Origin of the sequence: Pseudomonas sp. Sample_21, assembly GCF_004307525.1 — a bacterium.
Classification (GTDB): domain Bacteria; phylum Pseudomonadota; class Gammaproteobacteria; order Pseudomonadales; family Pseudomonadaceae; genus Aquipseudomonas; species Aquipseudomonas atacamensis.
In genome coordinates this window covers 1-26,814 of the sequence record NZ_RCNZ01000063.1, presented here as the reverse complement: position 1 = coordinate 26,814, position 26,814 = coordinate 1, and the positions used below count along the sequence as shown (strand labels likewise).

The window sequence follows — 26,814 nt, the reverse complement described above, 5'->3', positions numbered from 1 at the left end:
GCCGTCTGCTGGCGCGCATCCTGATCGAGAAAACCGGTGGTGGCGACGGCCTGCGTCTGCGCGCCATCGTCGTGCGCAAAGGCGCCGAGAACGACCTGACCAAGCGCGCCAGCCTGCTGCGTCGCGATTCGGTGCACGGTTCGTTCAACGGCACCATTACCATCGACGAAGAAAACAACACCATCACCGCCAACGGTAACCTGATCCAGGTGATCTACGCGAAGAACCCGACCGAGGTGGATTACACCCAGTACGGCATCAAAGACGCGCTGCTGGTGGACAACACCGGTGTATGGCGTGACGCCGATGGCCTGGGTCAGCACCTGGCGTGCCCGGGCATCGACCGCGTTGTTCTGACCGCGCCTGGCAAGGGCAAGCTGAAGAACATCGTTCACGGCATCAACCACGGTGAAATCACCGCTGACGACAAGATCGTCTCGGCTGCTTCCTGCACCACCAACGCCATCGTGCCGGTGCTCAAAGCGGTCAACGACAAGTTCGGCATCATCAACGGTCACGTCGAAACCGTTCACTCGTACACCAACGACCAGAACCTGATCGACAACTTCCACAAGGGCGATCGTCGTGGCCGCAGCGCCGCGCTGAACATGGTAATCACCGAGACCGGTGCCGCTACCGCTGCTGCCAAGGCTCTGCCTGAGCTGGCCGGCAAGCTGACCGGTAACGCGATCCGTGTGCCGACGCCGAACGTGTCGATGGCCATTCTCAACCTCAACCTTGAGAAAGCCGCCACCCGTGAAGAGATGAACGAGTACCTGCGCTACATGGCGCTGCACTCTGAGCTGCACAAGCAGATCGACTTCGTCAATTCGCAGGAAGTGGTGTCGACCGACTTCGTTGGCTCGCGTCACGCTGGTGTGGTCGACGCTGAAGCGACCATCGTGCAGGACAACCGCGTCGTTCTGTACGTTTGGTACGACAACGAGTTCGGCTACAGCTGCCAGGTAGTTCGCGTAATGGAAGACATGGCTGATGTGAATCCGCCAGCGTTCCCGCGCTAAGCCTCAGGCTTGAATGAAAACGCCCCGGCATTTTGTCGGGGCGTTTTTGTTTGTGGGCCTGTTGGATCTTCTGTGTCCTTGCCGGCCTCTTCGCGAGCAGGCTCGCTCCCACACTGGATCAGTGTCGTTCACAATCTTCTGTGGGAGCGAGCCTGCTCGCGAAAGCATTCTGTCAGGCGCCGCTGGCTACCGAAGCCTGCGCCGTGCGCAACTCATGCCGGTTGCCACGGAACAATACCAACGTCGCAATCAACCCCAACACCGCCGCGCCACTGAGCCAGATCCCCGGTGCTGCCTTGTTGTCCAGCACATGAATCAGGTAGGTACACGCCGCCGGGGTAAAGCCGCCGAACGTCGCCGTCGCCAGGCTGTACGCCAGCGAGAAACCGGTCGTGCGCACTTCCACCGGCATGATCTCGGTCAGCGCCACCACCATCGCGCCGTTGTACGAGCCATAAAGGAACGACAGCCACAGTTCGACAATCAGCAAATGGCTGAAGCTCGGGTTCGCCACCAGCCACGACAGCGCCGGATACGCCGTGAGGATCGCCAGAATCGTCGCTGCCAGCAGTAAGGGTTTTCGGCCGATCTTGTCGGATACCGCGCCCATCACCGGTAGCCAGAAGAAGTTCGACAAGCCGATGCATACGGTCACCAATAGCGCATCCAGATCAGACAGATGCAGCTCAGCCTTGCCAAATGTCGGCGTGTAGGCAGTGATCAGGTAGAACGAAACCGTGGTCATCACCACCAGCGCCATGCCGGCAATGACGATGCCGAAGTTCTGGCCGATCGAGCGGACGATTTCGCCGAGGGTAGGGCGGTGGGTGCGCGCCTGGAATTCCGGAGTTTCTTCCAGCGAGCGACGGATGAAGAAAATCACCGGCACGATCATGCAGCCAATCAGAAACGGCACGCGCCAGCCCCATTCGCCCATTTGCTCCGGACTCAGCCAGTGATTCAGAGCAACGCCGAGCAAGCCAGCGAACACCACGGCTGCCTGTTGGCTGGCGGACTGCCAACTGACGAAAAAGCCTTTACGCCCCGGCGTAGAAATTTCCGCCAGATACACCGACACGCCGCCCAATTCCACGCCCGCCGAGAAGCCTTGCAGCAGGCGGCCGAACAACACCAGTAGCGGTGCGGCGACGCCGAGCGTCGCGTAACCGGGCACGCAGGCAATCAGCACCGTACCGGCGGCCATCATCGCCAAAGTGATGATCAGCCCTTTGCGCCGTCCGTGACGGTCGATATAGGCGCCGAGGAAAATTGCCCCCAGCGGGCGCATCAGAAAGCCGGCGCCGAAGGTCGCCAGCGACAGCATCAGCGAAGCGAAGGCGCTGTCGGTGGGGAAGAAGGTTTTGGCGATGGCCGTGGCATAGAAGCCGTAGACCATGAAGTCGAACATTTCGAGGAAGTTGCCGCTGACAACGCGAAAGATCGCTTTGCCTTTGCCCGTGGTGGAGGACATGGGAGGTACTCACTGTTCAATTTTGTATAAAGGCGTTGCAGCCATGGGGAAGCGAGCGGGCGCTTGTAGTTCATAATGGCCGCCGTGGTTTTGCGGGGAGATGAAGAATTGTTAACTGGACGCTGGTTGGGGCCTGTGGTGTTGGCGGCGGCTTTGATTGGCTGCGGCAACGGCGACTCCCTGGAACAGGTCGGTGGCTCGACCATGGGCAGCACCTGGTCGGTCAAGTACGTGCGCCACGCCGGGGGCGCCGATCCTGCGCGGGTGCGCGGCGAAGTGCAGGCCATCCTCGGTGAAGTCGATCAACAGCTGTCGACTTACCGAAGTGACTCCGCCATCGAACGTTTCAACGCCTTGCCCGCCGATAGCTGCCAAGCCATGCCGGCAGCGGTGCTCGAATTGGTCCGCATCGGCGAACAGCTTTCAACGCAAAGCGAAGGCTCCTACGACCTGACCGTGGAACCGCTGCTGGACCTCTGGGGATTCGGCCCGCAAGGACGCGAAGAAAAGATCCCTGATGCGGCCGCTGTGGCCGAGGTCATGCAGCGAGTCGGTCATCAGCATCTGCGCATCGACGGCGAGCAGTTGTGCAAGGACGCCGCCGTCGAAGTCGACTTCAACAGTATTGCCGCCGGTTACGCCGTGGATGCCATCGCCGCCAGATTGCAGGGCATGGGCATCGACAATTATCTGGTCGAAGCCACGGGCGAACTCAAAGCCCGGGGCAAGAAGCCGGATGGTTCAGCGTGGCGCATCGCTCTCGAAGAGCCTCGCGATGACCAGCAAGTAGCCGAGCGGATTATCGATGTCGATGGCTACGGCGTGTCCACCTCCGGTGACTACCGCCATTATTTTCTGCAGGACGGTCGGCGTTATTCCCACACCTTCGATGCACGCAGCGGGCGACCGGTCCTACATGATCTGGCGTCAGTCACGGTGATTCATCCTTCAGCGTTGATGGCCGATGGACTATCGACGCTGTTGCTGATTCTCGGGCCGGAAAGGGCGCGGGACTATGCCCAAAAGCATGACATTGCTGCATTCTTTGTCCTGCGTGCCGATACAGGTTTCGTCACCCGCAGCAGTCAGGCATTTGCGCAGCTTGTCGGTGAAAAAAACTGACCGAAGACAAGACGAAAGCTGGCGTTGTAGTGCAGGCAAAAGTAGCCTACGACGCGACCAAGGGTTAATGTGCGCGGCGTTGACGCTTCTATAGACTGTGTCCGGGTTCTTCACTGGCCCCCAATTGTTCCTTCGCGCCGCCGTTCGGCGTGATTTAGCCGCCGGTGCTGCTGGCACCGCGGCCTGTTCTGAGGAGTACGCATGGCTGTCTACAACTACGACGTGGTGGTACTGGGTTCCGGCCCGGCGGGAGAAGGCGCGGCAATGAACGCCGCCAAAGCGGGGCGCAAGGTCGCGATGGTCGACAGCCGTCGCCAGGTCGGCGGCAACTGCACCCACCTCGGCACCATCCCGTCCAAGGCACTGCGTCACTCGGTGCGGCAGATCATGCAGTTCAACACCAACCCGATGTTCCGCGCGATCGGCGAGCCACGCTGGTTCTCCTTCCCGGACGTGTTGAAAAGCGCCGAAAAAGTCATTTCCAAACAAGTCGCATCGCGCACCGGCTACTACGCCCGTAACCGCGTCGACGTGTTCTTCGGCACCGGCAGCTTCGCCGACGAGCAAACCATCGAAGTGGTCTGCGGCAACGGTGTGGTGGAAAAACTGGTGGCCAAGCACATCATCATCGCCACCGGTTCGCGTCCGTATCGCCCGGCGGACATCGATTTCCACCACCCGCGTATCTACGATAGCGACACCATCCTCAGCCTCGGCCACACCCCGCGCAAACTGATCGTTTACGGCGCTGGTGTGATCGGTTGCGAATACGCATCGATCTTCAGTGGTCTGGGTGTGCTGGTCGAGCTGGTCGACAACCGTGGCCAGTTGCTGAGCTTCCTCGACTCGGAAATTTCCCAGGCGTTGAGCTACCACTTCAGCAACAACAACATCACCGTGCGTCATAACGAAGAGTACGACCGCGTCGAAGGCGTGGACAACGGCGTGATCCTGCACCTGAAATCCGGCAAGAAGATCAAGGCCGACGCCTTGCTCTGGTGCAACGGCCGTACCGGCAACACCGACACGCTGGGTCTGGAAAACATCGGGGTCAAGGTCAACAGCCGTGGCCAGATCGAAGTCGACCAGAACTACCGCACCTGCGTGGAGAACATCTACGGTGCCGGTGACGTGATCGGCTGGCCAAGCCTGGCCAGTGCCGCCCATGACCAGGGTCGTTCCGCCGCTGGCAGCATCGTCGACAATGGCAGCTGGCGCTTCGTCAATGACGTGCCGACCGGCATCTACACCATTCCGGAGATCAGCTCGATCGGCAAGAACGAGCAGGAGCTGACCCAGGCGAAAGTGCCGTACGAAGTCGGCAAGGCCTTCTTCAAGAGCATGGCGCGGGCACAGATTGCCGGTGAGCCGCAAGGCATGCTGAAGATCCTCTTCCACCGCGAAACGCTGGAAGTGCTCGGCGTGCACTGCTTCGGTTATCAGGCGTCGGAGATCGTTCACATCGGTCAGGCGATCATGAACCAGCCGGGCGAGCTGAACACCCTGAAGTATTTCGTCAACACCACGTTCAACTACCCGACCATGGCCGAAGCCTATCGGGTCGCGGCGTACGACGGCCTCAACCGGCTTTTTTGACGGGCTCCGGCCGGTGGCCTGAGCCGGCCGGGGAGACCGATTTCAGCAATTCTCAAGGGTGGCAGTGGCCAAACCGGGAAAGTCTGTAATCAGGCTGTCAACGCCGAAGTCGGCGAGTCTGCGCATCAGTGCAGGCTCGTTGACGGTCCACACCGACACATGCAGGCCCTGACGCTGCGCCTTCTGCAGGCGTTCCGGCGTACACAGCGTCCAGTTCAAGGCGAGAATCTCGCAACCGTAGCTCGCCGCGACTTTCAGCGGATCGAGCCAGGCATATTCGGCCACCAAGCCACGGGATACGTCGGGTACCAGATCCAGCGCTGCCTTCAAGACTTCCCGCGAACTCGAAGTGATCGTCACCTTGTCGAGCAGGCCGTGGCGCTGAGCCATTTCCCGAATCGCCAGCACGGTAGTCGCCGCGCGGGTGCGTGATGCGCTTTTGACTTCCAGCTGCCAGTGCTCGAAATCACATTGCTCGAACAACTCTTCCAGCGTCGGAATCGGGCACGGCTTGATCCAGCCCGGGCCGCCCTTGCGCGCGTCGTAGGTGACCAGCTCGGCAGCGGTGTGCTCGACGACTTTGCCGCGACGGTCGGTGGTGCGCTTGAGGGTCGGGTCATGGATGACCATCAGCTCGCCGTCCTTGGACAGGTGCAGATCCAGTTCGCAGCGGCGCACGCCGTGCTTGAGGCATTCCTGAAAGCTGCTCAGGGTGTTTTCCGGTGCTTCGCCCTTGGCGCCGCGGTGGCCGTAGATGAGGGTCACGGTGCTTCCTTAAGTTAAATGCCAGATTCGTTCTGTTCGCGGGCCAGACGGCGTTCCTGAGCCTGCTTTTGCAAGATGTAGCGCGCGAGCAATTGGCGCTGGGCATCGGTCGGACGCTCGAACTCGGTGCCGACGTCATACCCATCCCCCTTGGGATCGCAATGGGTGACCCGGGCACGCAGCAGCAGGCCGAGTGCCTGCGGCATCAGCACCAGTTTCACCGACAGGTGTGCGCCAGTGGCAATCGGGGTCGGGTACTGAAAGTCGATCCCGCCCTCGGAGATGATCACTGGCTGCGGCTCGCCGATGTGGCCGAGCACGGTCAGGGCGATCACCTGGCTGAGCAGGTCAATGCGTTTGTTCTGCGATTTGAGAAACGCGGCGATGGCGCGGTCGCGCTCGCTGATCTGCCGCAACAGGTGCTGCGACTCGAATTCGCTCAGGTGCAGTTCGCTGAGCAGGTTGAAGAGTGGGGATGCATCCTGCAACACTTCCTGGCCTGCGGCTTCGGGAGCGGACAGGGGCCGAATTTCCAGTGCGATCGTGTCCTCGATACGGTAGTATTCGCGGCGATCTTCTTCATCTAATGTCGACATGGCGAACCCATGGTAGCGGCGGTGGTCTGAGTGTAAAGCTGGTTTTCGACCCCCGCCACAAGGACGTTCCTTTTCCCTCCGAACAAGCCCCGACATGTTCAGACCTCTCTTCGTATTTATCGGCACGCGTTATACCCGTGCAAAGCGTCGCAATCATTTTGTGTCATTCATTTCCCTGACTTCGATGATCGGGCTCGCCCTTGGCGTGGTCGTGATGATCGTCGTGCTCTCGGTGATGAACGGCTTCGATCATGAGATGCGCACCCGCGTGTTGGGCATGGTGCCCCACGCTACTCTCGAGACCGGCGAGCCGATCAATGACTGGCAGAGCCTGGCCGACAAGGTCAAGCAGAACCGGCAGGTGACGGCGGTGGCGCCGTTCACCCAGATGCAGGGCCTGCTGACCAACAACGGTCAGGTTTCCAAGGTGTTGCTCAATGCCATTGATCCTGCGCTCGAGCGCAATGTGTCGATCATCGACAACTTCATGAAGCAGGGCAAACTCGACGACCTGACACCGGGCAGCTTCGGCATCGTCATCGGCGACAAGGCGGCGACCAAGCTCGGCGTCGGCATCGGCGACAAGGTTACTTTTGTCGCACCGGAGGTCAGCGTGACCCCGGCGGGGATGTTCCCGCGCATGAAGCGCTTCACCGTGGTCGGGATTTTCCATGTCGGCGCCGGTGAGCTCGACGGCTACCTCGGCGTGACCAATCTGCAGGATCTGGCGAAAATGCACCGCTGGAAAGCCGATCAGGTGCAGGGCCTGCGGCTGAAGTTCGACGACCTGTTCCAGGCGCCGCGCGAGGCGTGGAACATTGCCCAGCAGCTCGGCGAAGATCGTTACTACGCCCGCGACTGGACGCGCACCCACGGCAACCTGTATCAAGCGATCCGCATGGAAAAAGCCATGATCGGGCTGCTGTTGCTGCTGATCGTCGCCGTCGCCGCGTTCAACATCATTTCCACGCTGGTGATGGTGGTGAACGACAAGAAGGGCGACATCGCCATTCTGCGCACCCTCGGCGCGACACCGGGCACGATCATGCGCACGTTCATGGTTCAGGGCACGGTAATCGGCGTGGTCGGCACGGCCATCGGCGCGGTGGTCGGGATCCTCGCGGCACTGAATGTCAGTGCGGCCATTTCGGCGCTTGAAGGGCTGATCGGCCACAAGTTTCTTAATGCTGACGTGTATTTCATTGATTATCTTCCTTCGCAGGTACAGAGCCAGGACGTCGTCATGGTCTGCGCCGCTGCGTTGGTCCTGAGTTTCCTCGCCACCCTGTATCCCGCCTGGCGTGCCGCGCGCACCCAGCCGGCGGAGGCGTTACGTTATGAGTGAGTCGGGCATGAGTGAACAAGCAATTCTGAGCTGCCGTAATCTGGGCAAATCCTACGAGGAGGGTCCGGAGTCGGTACAAGTGCTGGCCGGCCTGCAACTGGAGTTGCACCCAGGCGAGCGTGTGGCGATCGTGGGTAAATCCGGTTCCGGCAAAAGTACCTTGCTCAACCTGCTCGGCGGTCTCGATACGCCAAGCAAGGGCAGCGTCTGGCTCGACGGTGAAGAACTGTCTGCGTTGAGCGAGAAAAAGCGTGGCCTGCTGCGCAATCGCGCGCTTGGTTTCGTTTATCAGTTTCACCATTTGCTGCCGGAATTCACCGCGCTGGAAAACGTCTGCATGCCGCTGCTGATCGGCAAGACCGCCATCCCTGAGGCGCGTCAGCGTGCCACGGCATTGCTGGAGCGCGTCGGTCTCGGCCATCGTCTGGAACACAAACCGGCGGAACTGTCCGGCGGCGAGCGTCAGCGCGTGGCCATCGCCCGTGCCCTGGTCAACAACCCGGGGCTGGTGATGCTCGATGAGCCGACCGGCAACCTCGACCTGCACACCGCCGAAGGCATTCAGGATCTGATGCTGGAGCTGAGCACTTCGATGCGCACGGCGTTTCTGGTGGTGACGCACGACATGAACCTGGCTCGCCAGATGGACCGCGTCCTGCAGTTGCAGGAAGGTTGCCTCACTCCCATCTGACTGGCTGAAACCCGGCGCCCGTAACGGCGCCGGGTCTTTTATTTCTATACGGTGCCCCAGCGAATGTTCAGACCGTTATCGATCTTCATCGGCACGCGCTATACCCGCGCCAAGCGCCGCAATCGCTTTGTTTCGTTCATTTCGATGACCTCGATGATCGGCCTCGCCCTCGGCGTGCTGGCGATGATCGTGGTGCTGTCGGTGATGAATGGCTTCCAGCGCGAGATGAGCTCGCGCATCCTCGGCATGGTGCCCCATGCCACCATCGTTGGCGTCAAGCCGATCGATGACTGGCAGCCGGTGGCCGCCGCCGCGATGAAAAATCCCGAAGTGACTGCCGCCGTGCCGTTCACCGAGATGGAAGGCATGCTGTCCTACAAGGGTTCGATGCAGCCGATTCAGATCAGCGGCGTTGATCCGGCCCAGGAAGGCAAGGTGTCGATCGTTGCCCAGCACATCGTCCAGGGCCGTCTCGATGCCTTGAAGCCGGGCGAATTTGGTGTGGTGATCGGTGAAATCACCGCGCGGCGTTTCCGCCTCAATGTCGGCGACAAGATCACTCTGATCGTCCCGGAAGTCAGCACCGCGCCGGGCGGTATCACCCCGCGCATGCAGCGCCTGAATGTGGTGGGCGTGTTCAAGGTCGGCGCCGAGCTGGACGGCTCGATGGGCCTGATCCACGTCGCCGATGCCGCGACCATGCAGCACTGGCAGCCGAATCAGGTGCAGAGCGTGCGGCTGGCAGTCAAGGACCTGTACGCGGCGCCGAAGGTGTCTGCGGACATTGCCGGTGGCCTCGGCGCTGACTTCAAGGCTGACGACTGGACCCACACCCAGGGCAGCCTGTTCAGCGCGATGAAGATGGAAAAAACCATGATCGGCCTGCTGTTGCTGATGATCGTCGCGGTGGCGGCGTTCAACATCATTGCGACGCTGATCATGGTGGTGAACGACAAGGGCGCCGACATCGCGATCCTGCGCACGATCGGCGCTACGCCCCGGCAGATCATGGCGATCTTCATGGTCCAGGGCACGGTGATCGGTATTGTCGGCACCATCATTGGCGGCGTGCTGGGCGTGATTGCGGCGCTCAATGTCAGCGAACTGGTCGGCTGGGTCGAGCGCGTGACCGGCCAGCATATCTTCAGTTCGGACGTGTATTTCGTCAGCAACCTGCCTTCGGAACTGCAGGGTGGGGATGTGCTGTTGATCTGCTCGGCGGGATTCATTTTGAGCTTCCTGGCCACTGTGTATCCAGCGTGGCGGGCGGCGAAGATCGAACCGGCGCATGCGCTGAGATATTCGTAAGCGACTCCATGCTCGTTCCCACGCAGAGCGTGGGAACGATCAGGTCCGAGGCAACTCGATTACAAACCGCGTCCAACCCGCTTCAGATTCGCAATGAATCGTCCCGCCATGTGCCCGCACGATCGACTGGGTGATCGCCAGACCCAACCCCGCATGCTCACTGCTACCTTCCTGCCGCGCCGGATCCGCTCGATAGAAGCGGTCAAACAGACGCGGCAGTAATTGCGCTGAAACCCCCTCGCCACTGTTTTCGACGCAGACGCGCACGGTCTCCCCCTCGTCGACGATGCTCAAGCGCACATAACCCTCGGCCGGGGTAAACCGCAGCGCGTTATCCAGCAGATTCGACAAGGCCCGGCGCAACATGCCGCGATCACCTTCGATTTGCGCCTCACCTTCACGGCTCAAGCTCACACCAGCGTCTTCCGCCAGTGGCGCAAAAAACTCCAGCAGCATGTCGGCCTCATCCGCCAGCTCCAGTGGTTCGCGCTTGGGCATCAGCAAGCCGTGGTCAGCCTTGGCCAGATAGAGCATGTCGTTGACCAGTTGCGCCATCCATTGCAGTTCTTCGAGGTTGCTGTGCAGCGCTTCGCGGTAGTCCTCCAGTGCGCGTGGGCGGGTGAGGGTGACCTGGGTGTGGGTCAGCAGATTCGACAACGGTGTGCGCAGCTCATGGGCGATGTCGGCGGAGAATGCCGAGAGGCGCTGAAACGAGTCGTCGAGGCGTGCGAGCATGGCGTTGAAGCTGTGGGCCATTTCCGCAAGCTCTGGTGGCATCTTCTCTTCAGGCAGTCGGGCATTCAGCGATTGCGCGGAAATCCCACGGGCCACTGCGCTCATCCGCCGCAACGGGCGCAGACCGCTGCGCGCCGCCCAGGCCCCGAGCAGGGCGGTAGCTAGCGCTGACAGGCCGACGGTCAGCCAGATCAGATGCTGCATGCGCGTAAGAAAATGCTGGTGATGGGTGATGTCCAGCAGCAGCGTCAGTTGTGGCGAATCCGCTGCGTCCGGGTAGAGCGGGGCGCGCAGCACGCGGTAGTCGGTGCCGTCATGGCTGATGGTCGACAGGCCTGTTTGCAGCGGCAGATTCTTCGGAATCTGCACCGAGCTGTCGTACCAGTGCTGCCCGTCGCCACTGGTGATGCGCAACGACAGATCCGCCTGCCGGTTGAGTTCATCGGCCAGCCGCGCCTCGCGCTGCGCAGGTTGGAGATCCTGCAAGGCGCGGCGCAGGCCGATCAGTTTCGTCTCCAGTTGTTGCTGATCGAGTTCGATGAAGTGCGCCTCGCTGGCGCGGTCGAACAGCACCCCGGCGAACAGCGAGACCACCGCAGTGCAAGCGGCAAACAACAGTGCCAGGCGCGTGCTCAATGACCAACGACGCATCACAGCGAACGCTCTTCGAGCACGTAACCCATGCCGCGCACGGTGTGGATCAACTTGTTGGGGAAGTCATCGTCGATCTTCAGGCGCAAGCGGCGTATCGCCACTTCGATGACGTTGGTGTCGCTGTCGAAATTCATGTCCCAGACCTGCGAGGCGATCAGCGATTTGGGCAGGACTTCACCCTGACGGCGCAGGAGCATTTCCAGCAGGGCGAACTCCTTGGCGGTCAGGTCGATGCGCTGGCCGCTGCGTTCGACCCGGCGGCGGATCAGATCCAGGCGCAGATCGGCCAGTTGCAGACTGGTTTCCTGGGCGATCGCGCTGCCGCGCCGCAACAGGCTGCGCACCCGCGCGAGCAGCTCGGAAAAGGCGAACGGCTTGACCAGATAATCGTCGGCGCCCAGTTCGAGGCCGTGGACCCTGTCCTCCACGGCGTCTTTGGCGGTGAGAAAAAGTACCGGCGTGTCGAGGCCGGCGCTACGCACCGCTTGGAGAATCTGCCAGCCACTGCGCCCGGGCAGCATTACATCGAGGATCAACAGCGCGTAGTCGCCGCTCAAGGCCAATTGCTGGCCGCTGATCCCGTCAGCCACCAGCTCGGTATTGAATCCGGCCTCGGTCAGGCCCTGACGCAGGTATTGGCCGGTTTTCGCTTGGTCTTCGACGATCAACAGTTTCATGGGCGACTCGGGCGGGGTTGGTATTTGGAAGGGCGAAGGCGTTATACCGTGAGATCCGGCGATGAGCGCCAAGCTGACAAAGTTGTAATCTGCCTGTCAGGTCGATGCCAGTCCTGGGTGGTTAGAGTTTCCCACAGGCTGAACCTTCTCTTGTTGGAGTACGACCATGTTTTTGCGCACCTCGCTGAAAATAGCCGCCTGTCTGCTGGGATTGAGTACGCCAGCCTGGGCGACACCGGTGCACACCTTCGCCTTCGGCCAGCCGGCAGCGGCGAGCCAGGCCACGCGGACTATCGAAGTCGTCATGGGCGACATGAACTTCGACCCGAAAGCCATACAGGTCAAGGCCGGTGAGACGATTCGCTTTGTGCTGGTGAATAAAGGCCAGTTGCTGCACGAATTCAACCTCGGTGATGCGGCGATGCATGCCAGTCACCAGCAGGAAATGTTGCAGATGCAGCAAAGCGGCATGCTCACGCCTACCGGCATGAAAGAAATGTCCCACGACATGGCAGGCATGGATCACGCGGCGATGGGCCATGGCATGCAGCATGACGACCTCAACAGCGTGCTGGTCGAGCCGGGCAAAACCGCCGAGTTGACCTGGACTTTCAGCAAGGCCACGGCGCTCGAGTTTGCCTGCAATATCCCCGGGCATTATCAGGCCGGCATGGTTGGCAAACTGACAGTCAGTCAGTAAGCACTCAAAGGCGCGGGCAAAGGCTGGTAGAATCCGCTGATTCTTCAGTCAGGTTTCCGCCATGCATCCCGCAGCCGAACATTCGCCGCTGGGCAAATCCAGCGAATACATCGCCACTTACACGCCATCCCTGCTGTTCCCGATTCCGCGTACCGCGAAATGGGCCGAGCTGGGCCTGACCGCCGAAACCCTGCCGTACAAAGGCGTGGATTTCTGGAACTGCTTCGAGCTGTCGTGGCTGCTGCCGTCGGGCAAACCGGTGGTGGCGATCGCTGAATTCAGCATTCCGGCGGACTCGCCGAACATCATCGAATCGAAGTCGTTCAAGCTCTACCTCAACTCGCTGAACCAGACGCCGTTCGCCGACGTCGCGACATTGCAAGCGACGCTGGTCAAGGATCTGTCCGCCGCTGCCGGCAAACCGGTGGGCGTGCGGGTGCGCAGTCTGAAAGACGTGGAAGCTGAAGGCGTGGTGGCGTTGCCGGGCGTGTGCATCGACGATCTGGATATCAGCGTGAGCAATTATGAACACCCGCGTCCGGAGCTGCTGCGTTGCGATGCTTCGCGGATCGTTGAAGAGAGCGTGCACAGCCACCTGCTCAAATCCAACTGCCCGGTGACCAGCCAGCCGGACTGGGGCAGCGTGGTAGTGGAATATCGCGGCGCCGCGCTGGATCACGCCAGCCTGCTGGAGTACATCGTCAGCTTCCGCCAGCATTCGGACTTCCATGAGCAATGCGTTGAGCGGATTTTTCTTGATCTGCAGCGGTTGTTGAAGCCGCAGAAACTCACAGTGTTTGCGCGCTATGTGCGCCGGGGTGGGCTGGATATCAACCCGTATCGCAGCACTGAAGAGGTGCAGCTGCCGAATCACCGGCTCGTACGTCAATAAAGAAACGGAATGTGCGATATCCCGTGGTTCATTCGACGATGATGTCGACTGACACGAACGCCTTCGCGAGCAGGCTCGCTCCCACAAGGGCTTGCATGCACATTTTGCAAATGAAAAAGCCCTGCCATCGCTGGCAGGGCTTTTTTGTGCGGCGGGGCGTCAGATGCCCATGCTGCCCAGCGTATTCATGATATTGCGCAGGGTGCCGGCGATCGCCGGGTGTTCGACTTCGAAGCGCTCGACCGCCAGGTTCACGCCGTCGGCGATGCTCGCGTCCTGGGTGGCAGTTTCCAGCTGGATTTCCGATTCGATCTGCGCCATCAGCGCATGCAGATCCTCACGCTCGGCTTCCGACAGCGGTGGATTGTGTTCCAGCTGCTCGCGCAGGGTATCGAGCTGTTTTTGCAGTTCTTGGGCGGGCATGGTGGTTTCCTTTTATCAATAGGCACTGGCATTGACCGCAGCCACGCGCCAAAGGTCTATGGCTGACCTTTAGATTAATCCACTCTCGGTAAACCTGCATGACGCCGATCAGGGCTTTTCGCCTTTGGCGCGGCGCAGGATGATGTCTGCGAGGCAGGCGTCCAGTTCGCCGAGATGATCGATTACCGAATGCACACCCAGGCCGAACAACTGCACGGTTGCCTTGCCGCGCAACTTTTCGCGTTCCTTTTGTGACAAAGCCTGCCACTCGCTCGGGCTGAGGCCGCATAGCGAGCCACAGGACGCCAGGCCAATCGTCCATAACCCGGCATTCAGACCGGCCTGTAACAGGCGCGGCTCACCGCTGACCAGCACGCAGCCGTCGAGGCGGTCGATGTTCAAACTCATCAACGCCTGCCAGCACGCGTTGGGCGCTGGCCATGGATTCATTGTTGCTGAATGTTGCGTCGGTTTGATCCAGTCTGGCAGCGAGGCGGCCAGTGGCTGAGCGAGGGCAGCGGGCAATTCGTCGAGCCACGCGCAGGGAATTCCCTGGCGCTGCAAACTTTTCAGGCTATCGAGTGCGCCGGGTGTAGTTTTGGCATGTTCCGGCTGGGCGTTGAGCTCTTGCGCGGCACGGGCACCGAAATCCACCAGGCAACCGCTCAGGCCGAACAGCACGGCAGTCAGGCCGGGCGCGGCGACGGGCAAGGTTTCGGCGTGAGTCATGGCAACGTCCCTGAAATAACGCTCAAGACTAGGGCGCGCGGGTGACAGTTGCATGACAGGCGGGTGAAAGCCTGCGTAGGAAACTTCCTGCATATCCTTGCAGCGGCGCACTGCCCAAATCGCCGTTTATGCTTATACTAGCGGCCTTAATGCTTGGGCCGAGAGGTCCGCGCCAGTATCAAATCCAAGGAGTTTTTCTATGCGCTGGAGCCCTTCGCTCACTCAGCTAAGTGTATGTGCCAGCCTGTTGCTGGCGCCGTTCGCCACCCAGGCGGCCACCGAAGAAGACCCTTGGGAAAGCGTCAACCGGCCGATTTTCCAGTTCAACGACTTCGTTGACACTTACGCGCTGAAGCCTTTGGCGCAGGGTTATGAGTTCATCACCCCGCAGTTCGTTGAAGACGGCATTCACAATATGTTCCGCAACGTCGGTGACGTGACCAACCTGGCGAACAACATTCTCCAGGCCAAACCGGCTGCAGCGGGCGTTGATACCGCCCGACTGATTTTCAACACCACCTTCGGTCTGCTCGGCTTCTTCGACGTCGGCACCAAGATGGGCTTGAACCGCAGCGACGAAGACTTCGGTCAGACCCTCGGTTACTGGGGCGTGGGCAGCGGCCCGTACGTGATGCTGCCGCTGATGGGGCCGAGCACCCTGCGTGACGCACCGTCGAAATATGTCGACAGTTTCACCGGCGCGTACCGCTACATCGACCACGTGCCGACGCGTAACTCGATCTTCGGCCTGAACATCGTCGACACCCGCGCCAGCCTGCTGTCGAGCGAGAAGCTGATCAGCGGCGACAAATACACCTTCATCCGCAACGCTTACCTGCAGAACCGCGAGTTCAAGGTGAAGGACGGTCAGGTCGAAGACGATTTCTGATTTCGACCGGTGATGAAAAAGGCGGCCCTCGGGTCGCCTTTTTTGTCCGCGCCAGAGCGTCGCCTGCGACTGCCACTACCTTCCATCGGGTTACCGTTGGAGCGGTTCTTATAACTCCCGGTGATTTGACAAACAAAGTCGTCAAGCGACAATCGGCGCATGCTTGAAACGCTCTGCGGATGGGAGTACCGTCTGCGCCTTAGAAGGGCACCTCTGTTTAAAACCGCGCGCCAGGCGAATGCTTGAAAGCGCTGCAACAGAGAGGCTAGAAAGCGAATCCAGTAGTCTGCGCAGGGCCGATGCCCCGCTCACTACGCCAACCTAATTCTGGCGCCGTTTGCCCACATGCCAAAAACCAGTGCCACGCTGCTGATAATCGATGATGACGAGGTAGTGCGCGCGAGCCTCGCGGCCTATCTGGAAGACAGTGGTTTCAGCGTCCTGCAGGCCGGCAACGGTCAACAGGGTCTTCAGGTATTCGAGCAAGACGAGCCCGATCTGGTCATCTGCGATCTGCGCATGCCGCAGATGGGCGGTCTCGAACTGATCCGTCAGGTCACCGAGCGCTCACCCGATACGCCGGTGATCGTGGTCTCCGGTGCCGGGGTGATGAACGACGCGGTCGAGGCCCTGCGCCTGGGCGCGGCGGATTACCTGATCAAGCCTCTCGAAGATCTGGCTGTGCTCGAGCACTCCGTGCGTCGGGCCCTGGATCGTGCGCGACTGCTGCTGGAAAACCAGCGCTACAGCGAGAAGCTGGAAAAGGCCAACCGCGAGCTCGAAGCCAGCCTGAACCTGCTCCAGGAAGACCAGAACGCCGGTCGCCAGGTGCAGATGAACATGCTGCCGGAAAGCCCGTGGAGCATTGACGAATTTAATTTTGCCCACCAGATCATCCCGTCGCTGTACCTGTCGGGTGATTTTGTCGACTATTTCCGCGTTGACGAGCGCCGGGTCGCGTTTTATCTGGCGGATGTTTCCGGGCATGGCGCGTCATCAGCCTTCGTCACCGTGCTGTTGAAATTCATGACCACGCGTTTGCTCTTCGAATCGAAACGCAGCGGTACCTTGCCGGAGTTCAAGCCTTCGGAAGTGCTCGGTCATATCAACCGGGGACTGATCAGTTGTAAGCTGGGTAAACACGTCACAATGGTCGGTGGAGTCATCGACGAGGAGACCGGTTTGTTGACCTATAGCATTGGCGGCCATCTGCCTTTGCCTGTGTTGTACACGCCTGACAGTGTTCGTTATCTCGAAGGCCGTGGCCTGCCGGTGGGCCTTTTCAATGAAGCCACCTACGAAGACCACGTGCTTGAGCTGCCGCCGACGTTCAGCCTGACGCTGATGTCTGATGGCATTCTGGACCTTTTGCCGGAAGCAACGCTCAAAGAAAAAGAGGCTGCTTTGCCCGAACGGGTGAAGTCAGCGGGCGGCAGCCTGGATGGTCTGCGGCAAGTGTTTGGTTTGGCCACGCTAGGGGAGATGCCGGATGATATCGCCCTGTTGGTGTTGAGCAGGAATCTTTAATGAGTACCGGTAGAATCCAGTTCGCCGAGCAGGACGGCACCTTCGTCTTGAAGTTCGTCGGTGAAGTTCGCCTGACCCTGTGTTCGGCGTTGGATGCGACTATTGAGAAAATCTTCACCGCGCTGAATTTCAACGCGATCGTGATCGATTTGACCGAAACCCGCAGCATCGACAGCACCACCCTCGGCCTGCTGGCCAAACTGTCGATCCTGTCGCGGCAGAAGGTCGGCCTTTTGCCGACGGTTGTCACCACCCACGAAGACATCACTCGGCTTTTGCAGTCGATGGGCTTCGAGCAGGTGTTCAACATCGTCAACCACCCGGTGCCGTGCCCGGAGTGCCTGGACGACCTGCCGGATCAGGACCAATCCGAAGAAGTGGTGCGAATCAAGGTGCTGGAAGCGCACAAGATTCTCATGGGCCTGAACGATTCCAATCGTGAAGCGTTTCATGATCTGGTCAATGCCCTGGAAGGACACTGATCTCATGAATTGATGGTGTCTGGGCTGGCCTCTTCGCGAGCAAGCTCGCTCCCACACTGGATCAGTTCGATCACAAATCCCCTTGTGGGAGCGAGCTTGCTCGCGAAGGTTTCAGTTCGGTCAACGCGCCTCTCAATGCAGAATGAAAAAGGGCGAACCTGTGAAGGTTCGCCCTTTTTGCATTCTACAAACTCAAATCACAGCTTGGCCTGCAGCAACGCTTCCAGTTTTTCCTGATCGCGGGCGAACTGACGGATGCCTTCAGCCAGTTTCTCGGTGGCCATTGCGTCTTCGTTGGACAACCAGCGGAATTGCGCTTCGTTGAGGCTCAGACGCGCTTCACCGGCATTGCCCGGCGCCAGTTTGCGTTCCAGCTTGCCGGTATCGGCGGCCAGCTTCTCCAGCAGTTCCGGGCTGATGGTCAGGCGATCACAGCCAGCCAGTTGTTCGATCTGGTTGATGTTACGGAAGCTCGCGCCCATGACCACGGTCTTGTAGTCGTTGGCCTTGTAGTAGTTGTAGATGCGCGTCACCGACTGCACGCCCGGATCATCGGCGCCGGTGTAGTCGTTGCCGTTGGCCTTCTTGTACCAGTCGTAGATACGGCCCACGAACGGTGAAATCAGGAACACGCCGGCGTCGGCGCAGGCGGCGGCCTGGGCGAAGGAGAACAGCAGGGTCAGGTTGGTCTGGATGCCTTCCTTCTCGAGAATCTCGGCGGCGCGGATGCCTTCCCAGGTCGAGGCGATCTTGATCAGCACGCGGTCGCGGCCAACGCCGGCCTTGTCGTACAGCTCGATCAGGCGATGCGCACGCTTGAGGATCGCATCCTGGTCGAAGGACAGGCGCGCATCCACTTCGGTGGAGATGCGGCCCGGAACCACGTTGAGAATTTCCTTGCCCACTGCGACGCCGAAACGGTCGCTGGCCAGGCCGACATCGCCCTTGCAGTCGCGAACGCAATCGTTCAGCAGTTCGGCGTAACCGTGAATGGCCGAAGCCTTGAGCAGCAGGGAAGGGTTGGTGGTGGCATCGGTCGGTTTGACTCGGGCGATCGCTTCGAAGTCGCCGGTGTCGGCAACCACGGTGGTGAACTGTTTGAGTTGTTCCAGCTTGGAAGTCATGGGCGTGCTCTATCCTATGGGTCTGAAGACATTACCCGAGCGCTGACGGGCACTCAAGGGTGCATTCGTGGATCGATGGCCCCTGCGGCAACAACCTGAAAACGATTGTTTGAAAGGTGGGGCGCGGTGTCGCTGAATACGATGCCAAAACAGCCCACAGGTTCAAAGCAACCGACCTGTGAACAGACCGGTTGCCCAAGGCTTACTCAGCGTTCAACAGACCTTCTACCGACAAGCGCGCCGGTTTTGGCTGGCCGTCAGAGGTGAGAAAGCCGAAGTTCTTCTCGCGATCGTTGCTGCCGGAATCACTGTTCCGCCATTCATAGATAGACGTCAGGGGAATATTCAGGCGTTTAACGTCGGTAATAAACGCGTTGATCTTGGTCGCTTGCCCCTCGGGACCACCGTTGGAGGCGAGGGCCGAAACCCCCCATTCACTGATGACCCCCGGCAGATTGAAGTTCTGCTGGATGAAGGTCTGTGCGTTGCTGATCTGCGTGGCGGTCATGCCGTAAGGGTGATAGGACACGGCGTTCAGGCATTTGGGGTAATCGCTGACGATACTTTTCATCGCCACCGTCGACGCCGAGCCCGCGCTTGGCGGGCGGGCGAAGCCGAAACCGACCCGTGGTGTCGTCTGCGGCTGACCTTCGAAGGCCTTGCACATGCCAGCCATGAACGGCACGAAGGTGGTATCGAAATTGCGCGTCGGCCAATAGGTTTCCAGGTCCGGCTCGTTCCAGATTTCGATCGCCACCAATTGCGAACTCCAGGTTTTTTCCAGCCCGGTCACGGTGGTGGCGAACTTACCGCCGGCGGCGTTCAGCTCCTCCGGCGAAGTGGCCGGCAGTGCCTTGATTGCGCGCACCGTCAGCAGCACCGGCAGCCCGGCGGAAGCGGCGGCGGCGAAGGCGTCACTGACCTGTTTCTGATACGTCTTGGCGGTGAGGCTGTCGCTCCACACGCCGAAGCGCACAAAGCTGAAGCCTGCGGCCTTGATTTGCGCGGCATCGGCGGCGGTGAAGCTCTGGATTTTCACCTGCACGCCGATGGTTTTTGCTGGAAGGTTGGGGAACAGCTCACTGGCGTGAACCTGGCTGGCGGCACCGAGCGCCATCAGGGCGAGGGCGGCGAGTTTATTGCGCTGTGCTGTTTTCATGTCTGCTCTCCTGAAGAGAATGACAACTACGAATATTTGTCCCGTTACTCAATTTCCGATAACGGTGATGGCACTAAGTGCGCGAATGTTATTTTTTGTCAGGAAAACAGCAACTGAAAATCACAGTTATTTTTAGTCCGCTAATTGTGGTTGGGGCGGCTTAAAACGCTGTGGTACTTAATGTTCCTGTACTAACAGGGCGAAGCTATTTCTGAGTGCAGGAAAGTCGAGAGGGTTCATTAACTTTCACGGCATGTTGGCTGTTTGATATTACACAGGAAAGCAAGACTTGTTCAAAAAGATCCTCGTTGTCTGCGTGGGCAATATATGCCGAAGTCCGACGGCTGAACTGCTGCTGCGCAACGCGCTGGGCCAGTCCGCCATCACCGTGTCCTCAGCCGGCCTGTCCGCCCGCGTGGGCGAGGGCGTGGAGGCCTCGGCGCGGCAGGTTCTCGAAGAGCACGGGCATTGCGCCGAGGCCTTCAAGGCGCGGCAACTGACCTCGGACATCGTCAATGACTCGGACCTGATCCTGGTCATGGAAAAGACCCACGTCAATCAAGTGCTGAAGATTGCCTCGCACGCCCGAGGCAAAGTGTTTCTGCTCGGCAAGTGGCAGAGCGAGCGCGAAATACATGATCCGTATCGTCAAGGCAAAGCCGCGTTTATTCATGCCCACGCATTGATTGAAGATGCTGTTAGTTCATGGGCAAAGCGTCTCGGGCATTGATGAATCTTCTTCAGAACAGTAAATGGTAAGAACAGACTTATGCAGTTACCGTCCGTAATCGGCACCCGCGACAATGATCAAGACAGTATTGATCTGCTCGGCATCTTCGGCAGCCTGATCGACCAGAAGTGGCTGATCGGCGCGCTGACCGGTGCCTTCATGGTCACCGGCGTCGCCTATGCGGTTCTGGCAACGCCGGTGTACCTGGCGAACGCGCTGGTGCAGGTCGAACCGAAAAAGAACGACATGCTCGGTTTCTCCGACCTCAACAGCATGCTCGGCGGGCAATCGCCGTCGGTGACCGAAATCGGCATCATCAAATCCCGCGCGGTGATCGGCAAAACCGTTGACGACCTGCGCCTGGATATCGACGTCACCCCCAACACGTTCCCGTTGATCGGCGGCTTTCTCTCACGGCGCTATCGCGGTGACAGCGAGACCAGCGTCGCGCCGCCGCGTTTCGGTTTGACCAGTTATGCCTGGGGTGGCGAGCGCCTGGAATTCACTCGGCTGCAATTGCCGAAAGACCTGCTCGGCAAGAAACTCACCCTGATCGCCGGCGAGCAGCAGCGTTTTGAGCTATTCGATGAAAACGACAATCTGCTCGCCGAAGGCGTCGCCGGCGAGGCGTTTGCCAATGACGGTGTAGAAGGGCAGATCGCGCACTTGTCGGCCAACCCCGGCACGCGTTTTCAGGTAGTGCGCAATCCACGCATCGTGACTATCCAGGGCTATCAGGACGCGCTGGATATCTCCGAACAGGGCAAGGAGTCGGGGATCATTCGTCTGGCGCTGGCCAGCTCGGACGCGGCCGAGGCGGTGAAGATCCTCAACAAGATCGCCTCGCTCTACGTCGAGCAAAACGTACGGCGCACTTCGGCGGAAGCTGCGCAGAGCCTCGCGTTTCTGCAAAGCCAGTTGCCCCAGGTCAAGCGTGATCTGGCCAAGGCCAGCGACGCCTTGAATGCCTACCAGACCCACGGCAAGACCGTGAACATCTCGCTGGAAACCCAGTCGGTGCTGGGCCAGTCGGTGGCGCTGGAAACGCGCATCTCCGAGCTGAAAATGCAGCAGGCCGAACTCGATCGCAAGTTCACCAAACAGCACCCGGCCTATCGCGCCTTGATGACGCAGATCGGCGAATTGACCCAGCAGCAGAAATCCCTCGAAGGCAAGGTTCAGGACTTGCCGGCCACCCAGCAGGAATTGCTCAACCTGACCCGCGACGTCGAGGTGGCTTCGCAGATCTACACGCAGTTGCTGAACAAATCCCAAGAACTCGACATCGTCCGCGCCGGGGCCGTCGGCAACGTGCGCCTGATCGACACTGCCGATGTCGACCTGACCAATCCGATCAAACCCAAAAAACCACTGATCGTGCTGATCGCGACATTGCTTGGCGCGTTTGTCGGCGTGGCCCTGGTGCTGCTGCGCAAATCCCTCAGCCGAGGCCTTGAAGGCCCGGAAGGCATCGAGCAGTTGGGCCTGCCGGTTTATGCGTCGATTCCCTACAGCGCCTTGCAGGAAGAAGAGGACAACAAAAAGGGCCGCGCCCGCGACGGCGTCGACAAGCCGGCGTACCTGCTGGCGCTGCGCAACCCGACCGATCTGTCGATCGAATCGATCCGCAGCCTGCGCACCTGCCTGCACTTTGCCGGGCTCGATTCGACCAACAACCGCATCATGATTTCCGGGCCGAGCCCGCAGGTCGGCAAGACCTTCGTTTCGTCCAACCTTGCGGCGGTCATGGCCCTCAGCGGCCAGCGCGTGGTGCTGATCGATGCCGACATGCGCAAAGGGCATCTGCACAAAACCCTCAACACGCCGATCAGCAACGGTCTGTCCGACCTGCTGGTCAAGCGCTGCACCCTTGAGCAGGCGATCAACAAAGTCGAAGTCGACAACCTGCATTTCATCAGCCGGGGGCAAGTGCCGCCCAATCCTTCCGAATTGCTTATGCACGCCAACTTCCGCGAACTGCTGGCAGAACTCAGCGAGCGCTACGACTTGGTGATCATCGACACGCCGCCGCTGTTGGCAGTGACCGATGCCGCCATCGTCGGTCGCGAGGCCGGCATCAGCCTGATCGTCACCCGCTTCGGCGTGAACCCGGCCAAAGAGATCGAACTGACCATTCGCCGCTTCGCCCAGAACGGCATCGAGTTGAAAGGCGCGGTGTTCAACGGCGTCGAGAAGCGTGCGGCCAGCTATTACGGCGGCACGGGCTATTACAACTACGAATACGCGTCCGACAAATCCTGATGGTTGCCGATTGTTCTTTCCTGTTTGAAGTGGGTGAGTTGTGAAAAAAATACTGCACGTGGCAGAGACGATCAAAGGTGGCGTGGCGACGGTGATCCGCACGATCTCGGCATCCCCCGAAGACGACGCAGCGAATTATCAACTGGTCTATCTGGTACCCGAGGATCAGGCCAAGGAGCTGCACGGCATCGCCCCGCAGCAGGTGCGCACCTTCCCGCGCAGTGGTCGCAACGTGCCGTCGCTGCTGCGTTTCGCCTGGCGTCTGAGCCAGGTGCTGCTCAAGGAAAAACCCGACGTGGTGCATTTGCACAGCACCTTTTCCGGGGTGATCGGCCGTGTTGTGTGTGTGCTGTTGCGACCATGGCGCAAGCCGAAAATCGTCTACTGCCCGCATGCGTTTTCGTTCCTGATGGAAAGCTCGCCGACCAAGCAGAAGGTCTATGCGTGGATCGAGCGCGTGCTGCAGAAAGTCACCGACGTGATCATCTGCGTCAGCCAGTACGAGCTGGATAAAGCCGCGCGTTTCGGCATCGAGCGCAAGCGCATGAAGCTGATCTACAACGGCATTCATCACAAGGACGACGCACCGAAAAGCGCTGGCGCCGAGCCGATTCATCTGCTGTTCGTCGGGCGTCTGGATTACCAGAAAGGCTTCGACGTGCTGCTCAAGGCCTACGCCAAGGTCAATCGCAACGACCTCAAACTGACGGTGGTTGGCAGTGCGGTCAACGAAGACTCGGTCGAGTGCCCGCCGATGGATTCGGTCGAGTACCTGCCGTGGGTGACCCCGAGTGAAGTGCAGGCGCTGTATCAGAAAGCCGATGCGCTGATCGTGCCGAGTCGCTGGGAAGGCTTTGCCATGGTGCCGCTGGAAGGCATGGCCATGGGGCTGCCGGTGATTGCCAGCAACTGCACTTCACTGCCGGAACTGGTCACCAACGAAGTGTCCGGCTACGTGTTTCCGTCCGGCGATCACCAGGCGCTGGCCGATGTTTTGACGATCATCCAGAAGCCGCGCCTGCTCGACCTCGGCAACGAAGGCCGGAGCATTGTCCGCGAACGCTTCAGCGCCGCGTTGATGATCCGCCAGACCTACGACCTGTATCACGCTCCCACTTATTAAGTAGAACTCAAGCTTATGAACGTAACGATTTTGCATGGCTACAGTGCGTCCAACTCCGGTGACGGTCTGCTCGTCGATCTGGCCATTGCTCTGGTGCAGCGTAACTTCGGTGACGACACCGCGATCAGTGTCGTGGCGTCCGACCCTGAGTCGTTCAACTATCTGCCGCACCCGCGTTTCGATGCGCCGGTGATGGCGGCCAAAGGTCTGGGCCGGGTCAAGCAAGCGGTGTTTCTCAATCAGTCCTACGCCGGGCTCGCCGATCTGCTGAAGAAGACCGATCTGATCGTCGGCGTTGGCGGTGGTTACATGCGTTCGAAAAGCGCCTTCGAGCACATCAAGCTGAAGCTCGGCCATGCCAAGCAACTGGAAACCGCGATTCTCAGCAAAGTGCCGTCGGTGTACCTGCCGCAGAGCATCGGCCCGTTCCACGGCGAGAGCAGCAAGATCGTCGAACACTACGCCAGCGCCGATGCGGTGTTCGTGCGTGACAACCGTTCCTCGGCGATTTTTGACGCTTGCGAAAACGTCTACCGCGCGCCGGATCTGGCGGTGCAGTCGCTGGCGAGCAAGATTCTTCAGCAACCGAAATTCACCCGCTGCGCCGCCTCGCCGGCGACAGTCTGCGTGGTGCTGCGCAAGCCGCCGGAGTGGAGCAAAGAGAAGAAGGTCGCCTACGTGGCCAATCTGAAACTGCTGCTGCAGCGTCTGAAGAACAAAAGCAAAGTGGTCTGCGCCGTGCAAAGCGCCGTACGTGGCAACGATGACGGCGCGTTCTACCGCGAGCTGGGCATCAACGAAGATCTGCTGTCGCTGAAGGCAACCATTGCCAAGTACCAACCGGACCTGGTGATCTCGGTGCGTCTGCACGGCGCCATCGAATCGCTGCTCTCCGGCGTGCCGGCGTATCACATCAGCTACGAGCGCAAAGGCTTTGGCGCCTATCAGGACATGGGTGTCGAGGACTGGGTGATCAACGGCGGCGACATCGACGTCGACACCATCATCAACACCGTTTACGCACCGAATGCGCTGGCGGATTTCGGCAAGCGCCTGACCGACACTTGCCGCGAAATCGAAGCGAAAACCGTGGCCATGGACGAAATCATCAAGGGTGTCGTTCGATGATATTTCGGCTGTTGCTTCGCGGCGGAGCCTTGGGCGCGAAGTTCTTGCTGGTGTTGGCCATCACCCATTACCTCGGCTACGAGGCGCTGGGTTTTTATGGTGTGGTGGTCGCAGCGTCGTTGATCGCGTCGAAGTTCTACAGCGTCGGCTTCAGTTCCGAAATCAACCGGCTGATCAGCGTCGGCGGCAGTTCGCGGCGGGTGGTCGACAAGGTTCTGCTGCTGTATCTGGCGGTGGGGCTGTTGTTGTCGGTGCTGACGGTGCTGATCTATTCGCTATTCCAGTCGGTGGAAGCAACCGCCACGTTGATCCTGTGCGTGACGCTGGTGCTGCTCACCGAGCACCTGTCGTTCGAAATCAATTCCTTCGTGTTTTCTGCGCAGAAAGCCACCGCCGGTGCCCTGCTGTTCTTCATCAAGACCGGCCTCTGGGCGGTGTTGGCGGTGGGCGGCATGGTGCTCGGCTGGGTCGAGGGCATCGCCAGTGTGTTGTGGCTGTGGGTCGCCGCCAACGTGCTGGTGATCATCGCCGGTTATTTGATCGTGGTGAATGTGCACAAGGGCCGCGAAGCCGCGCCGCTGGACACCGCGACGGTGTGGAAGGCCGGGTTGCCGTTCTATCTCGGCACCGGTCTGATCGCCCTGAGTCAGTACGCCGAGCGCTTTCTGATCATCGACCTCGAGCCCTACGCCAGCCTCGGTAAATATGTGTATGCGTGGTCGGCGGCCAACACCTTGCAGGCGTTGTCGTATGCGGTGGTGGCGGTGGTCGGTATTCCGGTGTTGGCCAAGCGTTTCCAGACCGATCAGCAGGCGTTCACGGTCAGGCAACTGTTCGTCAACAAATGGGTGATGCGCTCGCTGGTGGTTTCCGCCGTTGTGGCCGTGGCGATCTATGTGTTTTTCAATGTGCTGCTCGATTACGTCGCCAGCAGCGTGCCGCGCCCGGATAACGCGCTCCTCGCGGTGCTGATCTTTTCCTTTGCTTTGCGGGCGATCGGCGACATCGTCTGGGGCGGTTTGATTGCCTCGAAAAACAGCCGGGTGTCGCTGGCCAGCGCGGCGCTCTGCCTGCTGATTTCAGTGCCGGTCAGCTATGTGCTGATCAAGCATTACTCGATCTATGGCGCGGCGTGGGGCAATGTTTTCGCCATCGTCGTGCAGCTCAGTGTGATTGCAGTGTTGACCCGTGTCACCGGCGCGAAAAAGGCTGCGCTGTCATGGGCCTGAAACTGCCGCGCATCGAGTTTCGTGGGCGCAAATTCGATTCGTCGATTTCTTTTCTGATTCTGTTCACCGGGCTGTTTCTGTCAGTGGCGATGCCGTTGCTGGTGCCGCGTGATCCGGGGCCGGATGCGATGACCTTGTGGTCGTCGTATGCGCGTGCCGACAACTGCAATTTCTGGAATCCGTTCTCACCGGATCGCTCGTCCTACGAATGTTCAGCGTTCCTGCTGCGGCCCACTGGGATCAACCTGACCAATGCCTGGGCCTATGGCATGTTCTGCAATTTCTTCCTCACGGCGATTCCGGTGGTGGTGTTTCGGCGCATGCCGCTGACCATTTTCGGCACCCTGTGCCTGTGGGGTATCGTGCGCTCGTTTTTCCTCGAGAACCTGACCAAGGAAATCATCGTGTCGGTGGCGGTGTTGAGCATTCTGCTCA

General features: G+C 59.9%; 25 protein-coding genes and 1 pseudogene. 17 read left to right on the top strand and 9 right to left on the bottom strand.

Annotation, left to right across the window (positions count from 1 at the left end; all coding sequences use genetic code 11):
• Positions 1 to 1,022 (top strand): glyceraldehyde-3-phosphate dehydrogenase (locus tag D8U71_RS10420; RefSeq protein ID WP_130887723.1); only part of this gene is annotated, 1,022 nt, incomplete at its 5' end.
• Positions 1,023 to 1,194: 172 nt separating this feature from the next.
• Here D8U71_RS10420 and D8U71_RS10415 read toward each other — a convergent pair.
• Complete coding sequence (locus tag D8U71_RS10415) at positions 1,195 to 2,493, bottom strand: MFS transporter (protein WP_016775481.1); 1,299 nt, start codon at positions 2,491 to 2,493, stop codon at positions 1,195 to 1,197.
• Between the two features lie 75 nt (positions 2,494 to 2,568).
• Here D8U71_RS10415 and D8U71_RS10410 point away from each other — a divergent pair, with 75 nt between their 5' ends.
• The gene (locus tag D8U71_RS10410) at positions 2,569 to 3,615 is read left to right on the top strand and encodes an FAD:protein FMN transferase (RefSeq protein ID WP_130887722.1); all 1,047 of its coding nucleotides are present in this window, start codon (positions 2,569 to 2,571) and stop codon (positions 3,613 to 3,615) included.
• A 201-nt stretch (positions 3,616 to 3,816) separates the two neighbouring features.
• On the top strand, positions 3,817 to 5,211 hold the full coding sequence (gene sthA / locus D8U71_RS10405; RefSeq protein WP_016775479.1) for a Si-specific NAD(P)(+) transhydrogenase: 1,395 nt from the start codon (positions 3,817 to 3,819) through the stop codon (positions 5,209 to 5,211).
• A gap of 42 nt (positions 5,212 to 5,253) precedes the next feature.
• Here the strand turns inward: sthA and D8U71_RS10400 are convergent, their stop codons facing one another.
• Both D8U71_RS10400 and D8U71_RS10395 read right to left on the bottom strand, forming a co-directional pair.
• Entirely contained in the window at positions 5,254 to 5,976 is a 723-nt protein-coding gene (locus D8U71_RS10400) for a glycerophosphodiester phosphodiesterase family protein (protein WP_008087738.1), read from the bottom strand.
• A gap of 14 nt (positions 5,977 to 5,990) precedes the next feature.
• A complete protein-coding gene (locus tag D8U71_RS10395) occupies positions 5,991 to 6,572 on the bottom strand; it encodes a PilZ domain-containing protein (RefSeq protein ID WP_016775478.1) in 582 nt (193 codons plus the stop codon).
• Positions 6,573 to 6,666: 94 nt separating this feature from the next.
• On the opposite strand from D8U71_RS10395, the gene D8U71_RS10390 reads away from it, so the two are divergent.
• The 3 genes from D8U71_RS10390 (at position 6,667) to D8U71_RS10380 (ending at position 9,916) form a co-directional block, all read left to right on the top strand.
• Positions 6,667 to 7,917, top strand: coding sequence for a lipoprotein-releasing ABC transporter permease subunit (locus tag D8U71_RS10390; RefSeq protein WP_024013629.1), 1,251 nt, complete (start codon positions 6,667 to 6,669; stop codon positions 7,915 to 7,917).
• Positions 7,918 to 7,924: 7 nt separating this feature from the next.
• Complete coding sequence (gene lolD / locus D8U71_RS10385) at positions 7,925 to 8,608, top strand: lipoprotein-releasing ABC transporter ATP-binding protein LolD (RefSeq protein ID WP_016775477.1); 684 nt, start codon at positions 7,925 to 7,927, stop codon at positions 8,606 to 8,608.
• A 63-nt stretch (positions 8,609 to 8,671) separates the two neighbouring features.
• Positions 8,672 to 9,916, top strand: a complete 1,245-nt coding sequence (locus D8U71_RS10380) for a lipoprotein-releasing ABC transporter permease subunit (RefSeq protein ID WP_024013627.1) — start codon at positions 8,672 to 8,674, stop codon at positions 9,914 to 9,916.
• A gap of 39 nt (positions 9,917 to 9,955) precedes the next feature.
• Here D8U71_RS10380 and D8U71_RS10375 read toward each other — a convergent pair whose 3' ends face one another.
• Both D8U71_RS10375 and D8U71_RS10370 read right to left on the bottom strand, forming a co-directional pair.
• A complete protein-coding gene (locus D8U71_RS10375; RefSeq protein ID WP_130887721.1) occupies positions 9,956 to 11,302 on the bottom strand; it encodes a heavy metal sensor histidine kinase in 1,347 nt (448 codons plus the stop codon).
• Complete coding sequence (locus D8U71_RS10370; protein ID WP_071173049.1) at positions 11,302 to 11,982, bottom strand: heavy metal response regulator transcription factor; 681 nt, start codon at positions 11,980 to 11,982, stop codon at positions 11,302 to 11,304. The genes D8U71_RS10375 and D8U71_RS10370 overlap by 1 nt, the downstream gene beginning before the upstream one ends.
• A 166-nt stretch (positions 11,983 to 12,148) precedes the next feature.
• On the opposite strand from D8U71_RS10370, the gene D8U71_RS10365 reads away from it, so the two are divergent.
• Both D8U71_RS10365 and queF read left to right on the top strand, forming a co-directional pair.
• Entirely contained in the window at positions 12,149 to 12,682 is a 534-nt protein-coding gene (locus D8U71_RS10365) for a cupredoxin family protein (protein ID WP_130887720.1), read from the top strand.
• A 61-nt stretch (positions 12,683 to 12,743) separates the two neighbouring features.
• Positions 12,744 to 13,574, top strand: a complete 831-nt coding sequence (gene queF, locus D8U71_RS10360) for an NADPH-dependent 7-cyano-7-deazaguanine reductase QueF (RefSeq protein WP_130887719.1) — start codon at positions 12,744 to 12,746, stop codon at positions 13,572 to 13,574.
• Between the two features lie 159 nt (positions 13,575 to 13,733).
• Here the strand turns inward: queF and D8U71_RS10355 are convergent, their stop codons facing one another.
• Both D8U71_RS10355 and D8U71_RS10350 read right to left on the bottom strand, forming a co-directional pair.
• Complete coding sequence (locus D8U71_RS10355; protein ID WP_016775472.1) at positions 13,734 to 13,997, bottom strand: DUF4404 family protein; 264 nt, start codon at positions 13,995 to 13,997, stop codon at positions 13,734 to 13,736.
• Positions 13,998 to 14,105: 108 nt separating this feature from the next.
• Positions 14,106 to 14,726, bottom strand: a complete 621-nt coding sequence (locus D8U71_RS10350; protein WP_130887718.1) for an HAD family phosphatase — start codon at positions 14,724 to 14,726, stop codon at positions 14,106 to 14,108.
• A gap of 199 nt (positions 14,727 to 14,925) precedes the next feature.
• Between D8U71_RS10350 and D8U71_RS10345 the strand changes: the two genes are divergently transcribed.
• The 3 genes from D8U71_RS10345 (at position 14,926) to rssC (ending at position 17,624) form a co-directional block, all read left to right on the top strand.
• Positions 14,926 to 15,615, top strand: coding sequence for a VacJ family lipoprotein (locus D8U71_RS10345; protein ID WP_016775470.1), 690 nt, complete (start codon positions 14,926 to 14,928; stop codon positions 15,613 to 15,615).
• 345 nt (positions 15,616 to 15,960) lie between these two features.
• Positions 15,961 to 17,142 carry a two-component system response regulator RssB gene (gene rssB / locus D8U71_RS10340; RefSeq protein ID WP_024013622.1) on the top strand — a complete coding sequence of 394 codons (1,182 nt, stop codon included), beginning with the start codon at positions 15,961 to 15,963 and terminating at the stop codon, positions 17,140 to 17,142.
• Positions 17,142 to 17,624, top strand: a complete 483-nt coding sequence (gene rssC / locus D8U71_RS10335) for an anti-sigma factor antagonist RssC (protein WP_130887717.1) — start codon at positions 17,142 to 17,144, stop codon at positions 17,622 to 17,624. The genes rssB and rssC overlap by 1 nt, the downstream gene beginning before the upstream one ends.
• Before the next feature lie 197 nt (positions 17,625 to 17,821).
• Here rssC and tal read toward each other — a convergent pair whose 3' ends face one another.
• Together tal and D8U71_RS10325 are read right to left on the bottom strand one after the other, a co-directional pair.
• Entirely contained in the window at positions 17,822 to 18,748 is a 927-nt protein-coding gene (gene tal, locus D8U71_RS10330; RefSeq protein ID WP_016775468.1) for a transaldolase, read from the bottom strand.
• 202 nt (positions 18,749 to 18,950) lie between these two features.
• Positions 18,951 to 19,907 (bottom strand): cellulase family glycosylhydrolase, encoded by a 957-nt coding sequence (locus D8U71_RS10325; protein ID WP_130887716.1) that lies wholly within the window; start codon positions 19,905 to 19,907, stop codon positions 18,951 to 18,953.
• Positions 19,908 to 20,196: 289 nt separating this feature from the next.
• On the opposite strand from D8U71_RS10325, the gene D8U71_RS10320 reads away from it, so the two are divergent.
• From D8U71_RS10320 to D8U71_RS10295, 6 genes and pseudogenes are all read left to right on the top strand, one after another.
• Entirely contained in the window at positions 20,197 to 20,637 is a 441-nt protein-coding gene (locus tag D8U71_RS10320) for a low molecular weight protein-tyrosine-phosphatase (protein ID WP_041477312.1), read from the top strand.
• 39 nt (positions 20,638 to 20,676) lie between these two features.
• On the top strand, positions 20,677 to 22,899 hold the full coding sequence (locus tag D8U71_RS10315) for a polysaccharide biosynthesis tyrosine autokinase (RefSeq protein ID WP_130887715.1): 2,223 nt from the start codon (positions 20,677 to 20,679) through the stop codon (positions 22,897 to 22,899).
• A gap of 40 nt (positions 22,900 to 22,939) precedes the next feature.
• A complete protein-coding gene (locus tag D8U71_RS10310; protein ID WP_016775464.1) occupies positions 22,940 to 24,022 on the top strand; it encodes a glycosyltransferase in 1,083 nt (360 codons plus the stop codon).
• Between the two features lie 15 nt (positions 24,023 to 24,037).
• A complete protein-coding gene (locus D8U71_RS10305; RefSeq protein WP_041477306.1) occupies positions 24,038 to 25,150 on the top strand; it encodes a polysaccharide pyruvyl transferase family protein in 1,113 nt (370 codons plus the stop codon).
• On the top strand, positions 25,147 to 26,379 hold the full coding sequence (locus D8U71_RS10300) for an oligosaccharide flippase family protein (RefSeq protein ID WP_125927274.1): 1,233 nt from the start codon (positions 25,147 to 25,149) through the stop codon (positions 26,377 to 26,379). The genes D8U71_RS10305 and D8U71_RS10300 overlap by 4 nt, the downstream gene beginning before the upstream one ends.
• Positions 26,370 to 26,814 (top strand): annotated as a pseudogene (locus tag D8U71_RS10295) (hypothetical protein); the annotation flags it as partial. The gene D8U71_RS10300 and the pseudogene D8U71_RS10295, both read left to right, overlap by 10 nt.

Coding starts and splice junctions, on each gene's coding strand:
- D8U71_RS10350 (WP_130887718.1), bottom strand. CDS start 14,726: ATGACTCACGCCGAAACCTTGCCCGTCGCCGCGCCCGGCCTGACTGCC.
- D8U71_RS10355 (WP_016775472.1), bottom strand. CDS start 13,997: ATGCCCGCCCAAGAACTGCAAAAACAGCTCGATACCCTGCGCGAGCAG.
- sthA (WP_016775479.1), top strand. CDS start 3,817: ATGGCTGTCTACAACTACGACGTGGTGGTACTGGGTTCCGGCCCGGCG.
- D8U71_RS10415 (WP_016775481.1), bottom strand. CDS start 2,493: ATGTCCTCCACCACGGGCAAAGGCAAAGCGATCTTTCGCGTTGTCAGC.
- rssB (WP_024013622.1), top strand. CDS start 15,961: ATGCCAAAAACCAGTGCCACGCTGCTGATAATCGATGATGACGAGGTA.
- D8U71_RS10300 (WP_125927274.1), top strand. CDS start 25,147: ATGATATTTCGGCTGTTGCTTCGCGGCGGAGCCTTGGGCGCGAAGTTC.
- D8U71_RS10305 (WP_041477306.1), top strand. CDS start 24,038: ATGAACGTAACGATTTTGCATGGCTACAGTGCGTCCAACTCCGGTGAC.
- D8U71_RS10375 (WP_130887721.1), bottom strand. CDS start 11,302: ATGCGTCGTTGGTCATTGAGCACGCGCCTGGCACTGTTGTTTGCCGCT.
- D8U71_RS10365 (WP_130887720.1), top strand. CDS start 12,149: ATGTTTTTGCGCACCTCGCTGAAAATAGCCGCCTGTCTGCTGGGATTG.
- D8U71_RS10390 (WP_024013629.1), top strand. CDS start 6,667: ATGTTCAGACCTCTCTTCGTATTTATCGGCACGCGTTATACCCGTGCA.
- D8U71_RS10410 (WP_130887722.1), top strand. CDS start 2,569: ATGGCCGCCGTGGTTTTGCGGGGAGATGAAGAATTGTTAACTGGACGC.
- D8U71_RS10380 (WP_024013627.1), top strand. CDS start 8,672: ATGTTCAGACCGTTATCGATCTTCATCGGCACGCGCTATACCCGCGCC.
- tal (WP_016775468.1), bottom strand. CDS start 18,748: ATGACTTCCAAGCTGGAACAACTCAAACAGTTCACCACCGTGGTTGCC.
- D8U71_RS10395 (WP_016775478.1), bottom strand. CDS start 6,572: ATGTCGACATTAGATGAAGAAGATCGCCGCGAATACTACCGTATCGAG.
- D8U71_RS10315 (WP_130887715.1), top strand. CDS start 20,677: ATGCAGTTACCGTCCGTAATCGGCACCCGCGACAATGATCAAGACAGT.
- rssC (WP_130887717.1), top strand. CDS start 17,142: ATGAGTACCGGTAGAATCCAGTTCGCCGAGCAGGACGGCACCTTCGTC.
- D8U71_RS10345 (WP_016775470.1), top strand. CDS start 14,926: ATGCGCTGGAGCCCTTCGCTCACTCAGCTAAGTGTATGTGCCAGCCTG.
- queF (WP_130887719.1), top strand. CDS start 12,744: ATGCATCCCGCAGCCGAACATTCGCCGCTGGGCAAATCCAGCGAATAC.
- D8U71_RS10370 (WP_071173049.1), bottom strand. CDS start 11,982: ATGAAACTGTTGATCGTCGAAGACCAAGCGAAAACCGGCCAATACCTG.
- lolD (WP_016775477.1), top strand. CDS start 7,925: ATGAGTGAACAAGCAATTCTGAGCTGCCGTAATCTGGGCAAATCCTAC.
- D8U71_RS10325 (WP_130887716.1), bottom strand. CDS start 19,907: ATGAAAACAGCACAGCGCAATAAACTCGCCGCCCTCGCCCTGATGGCG.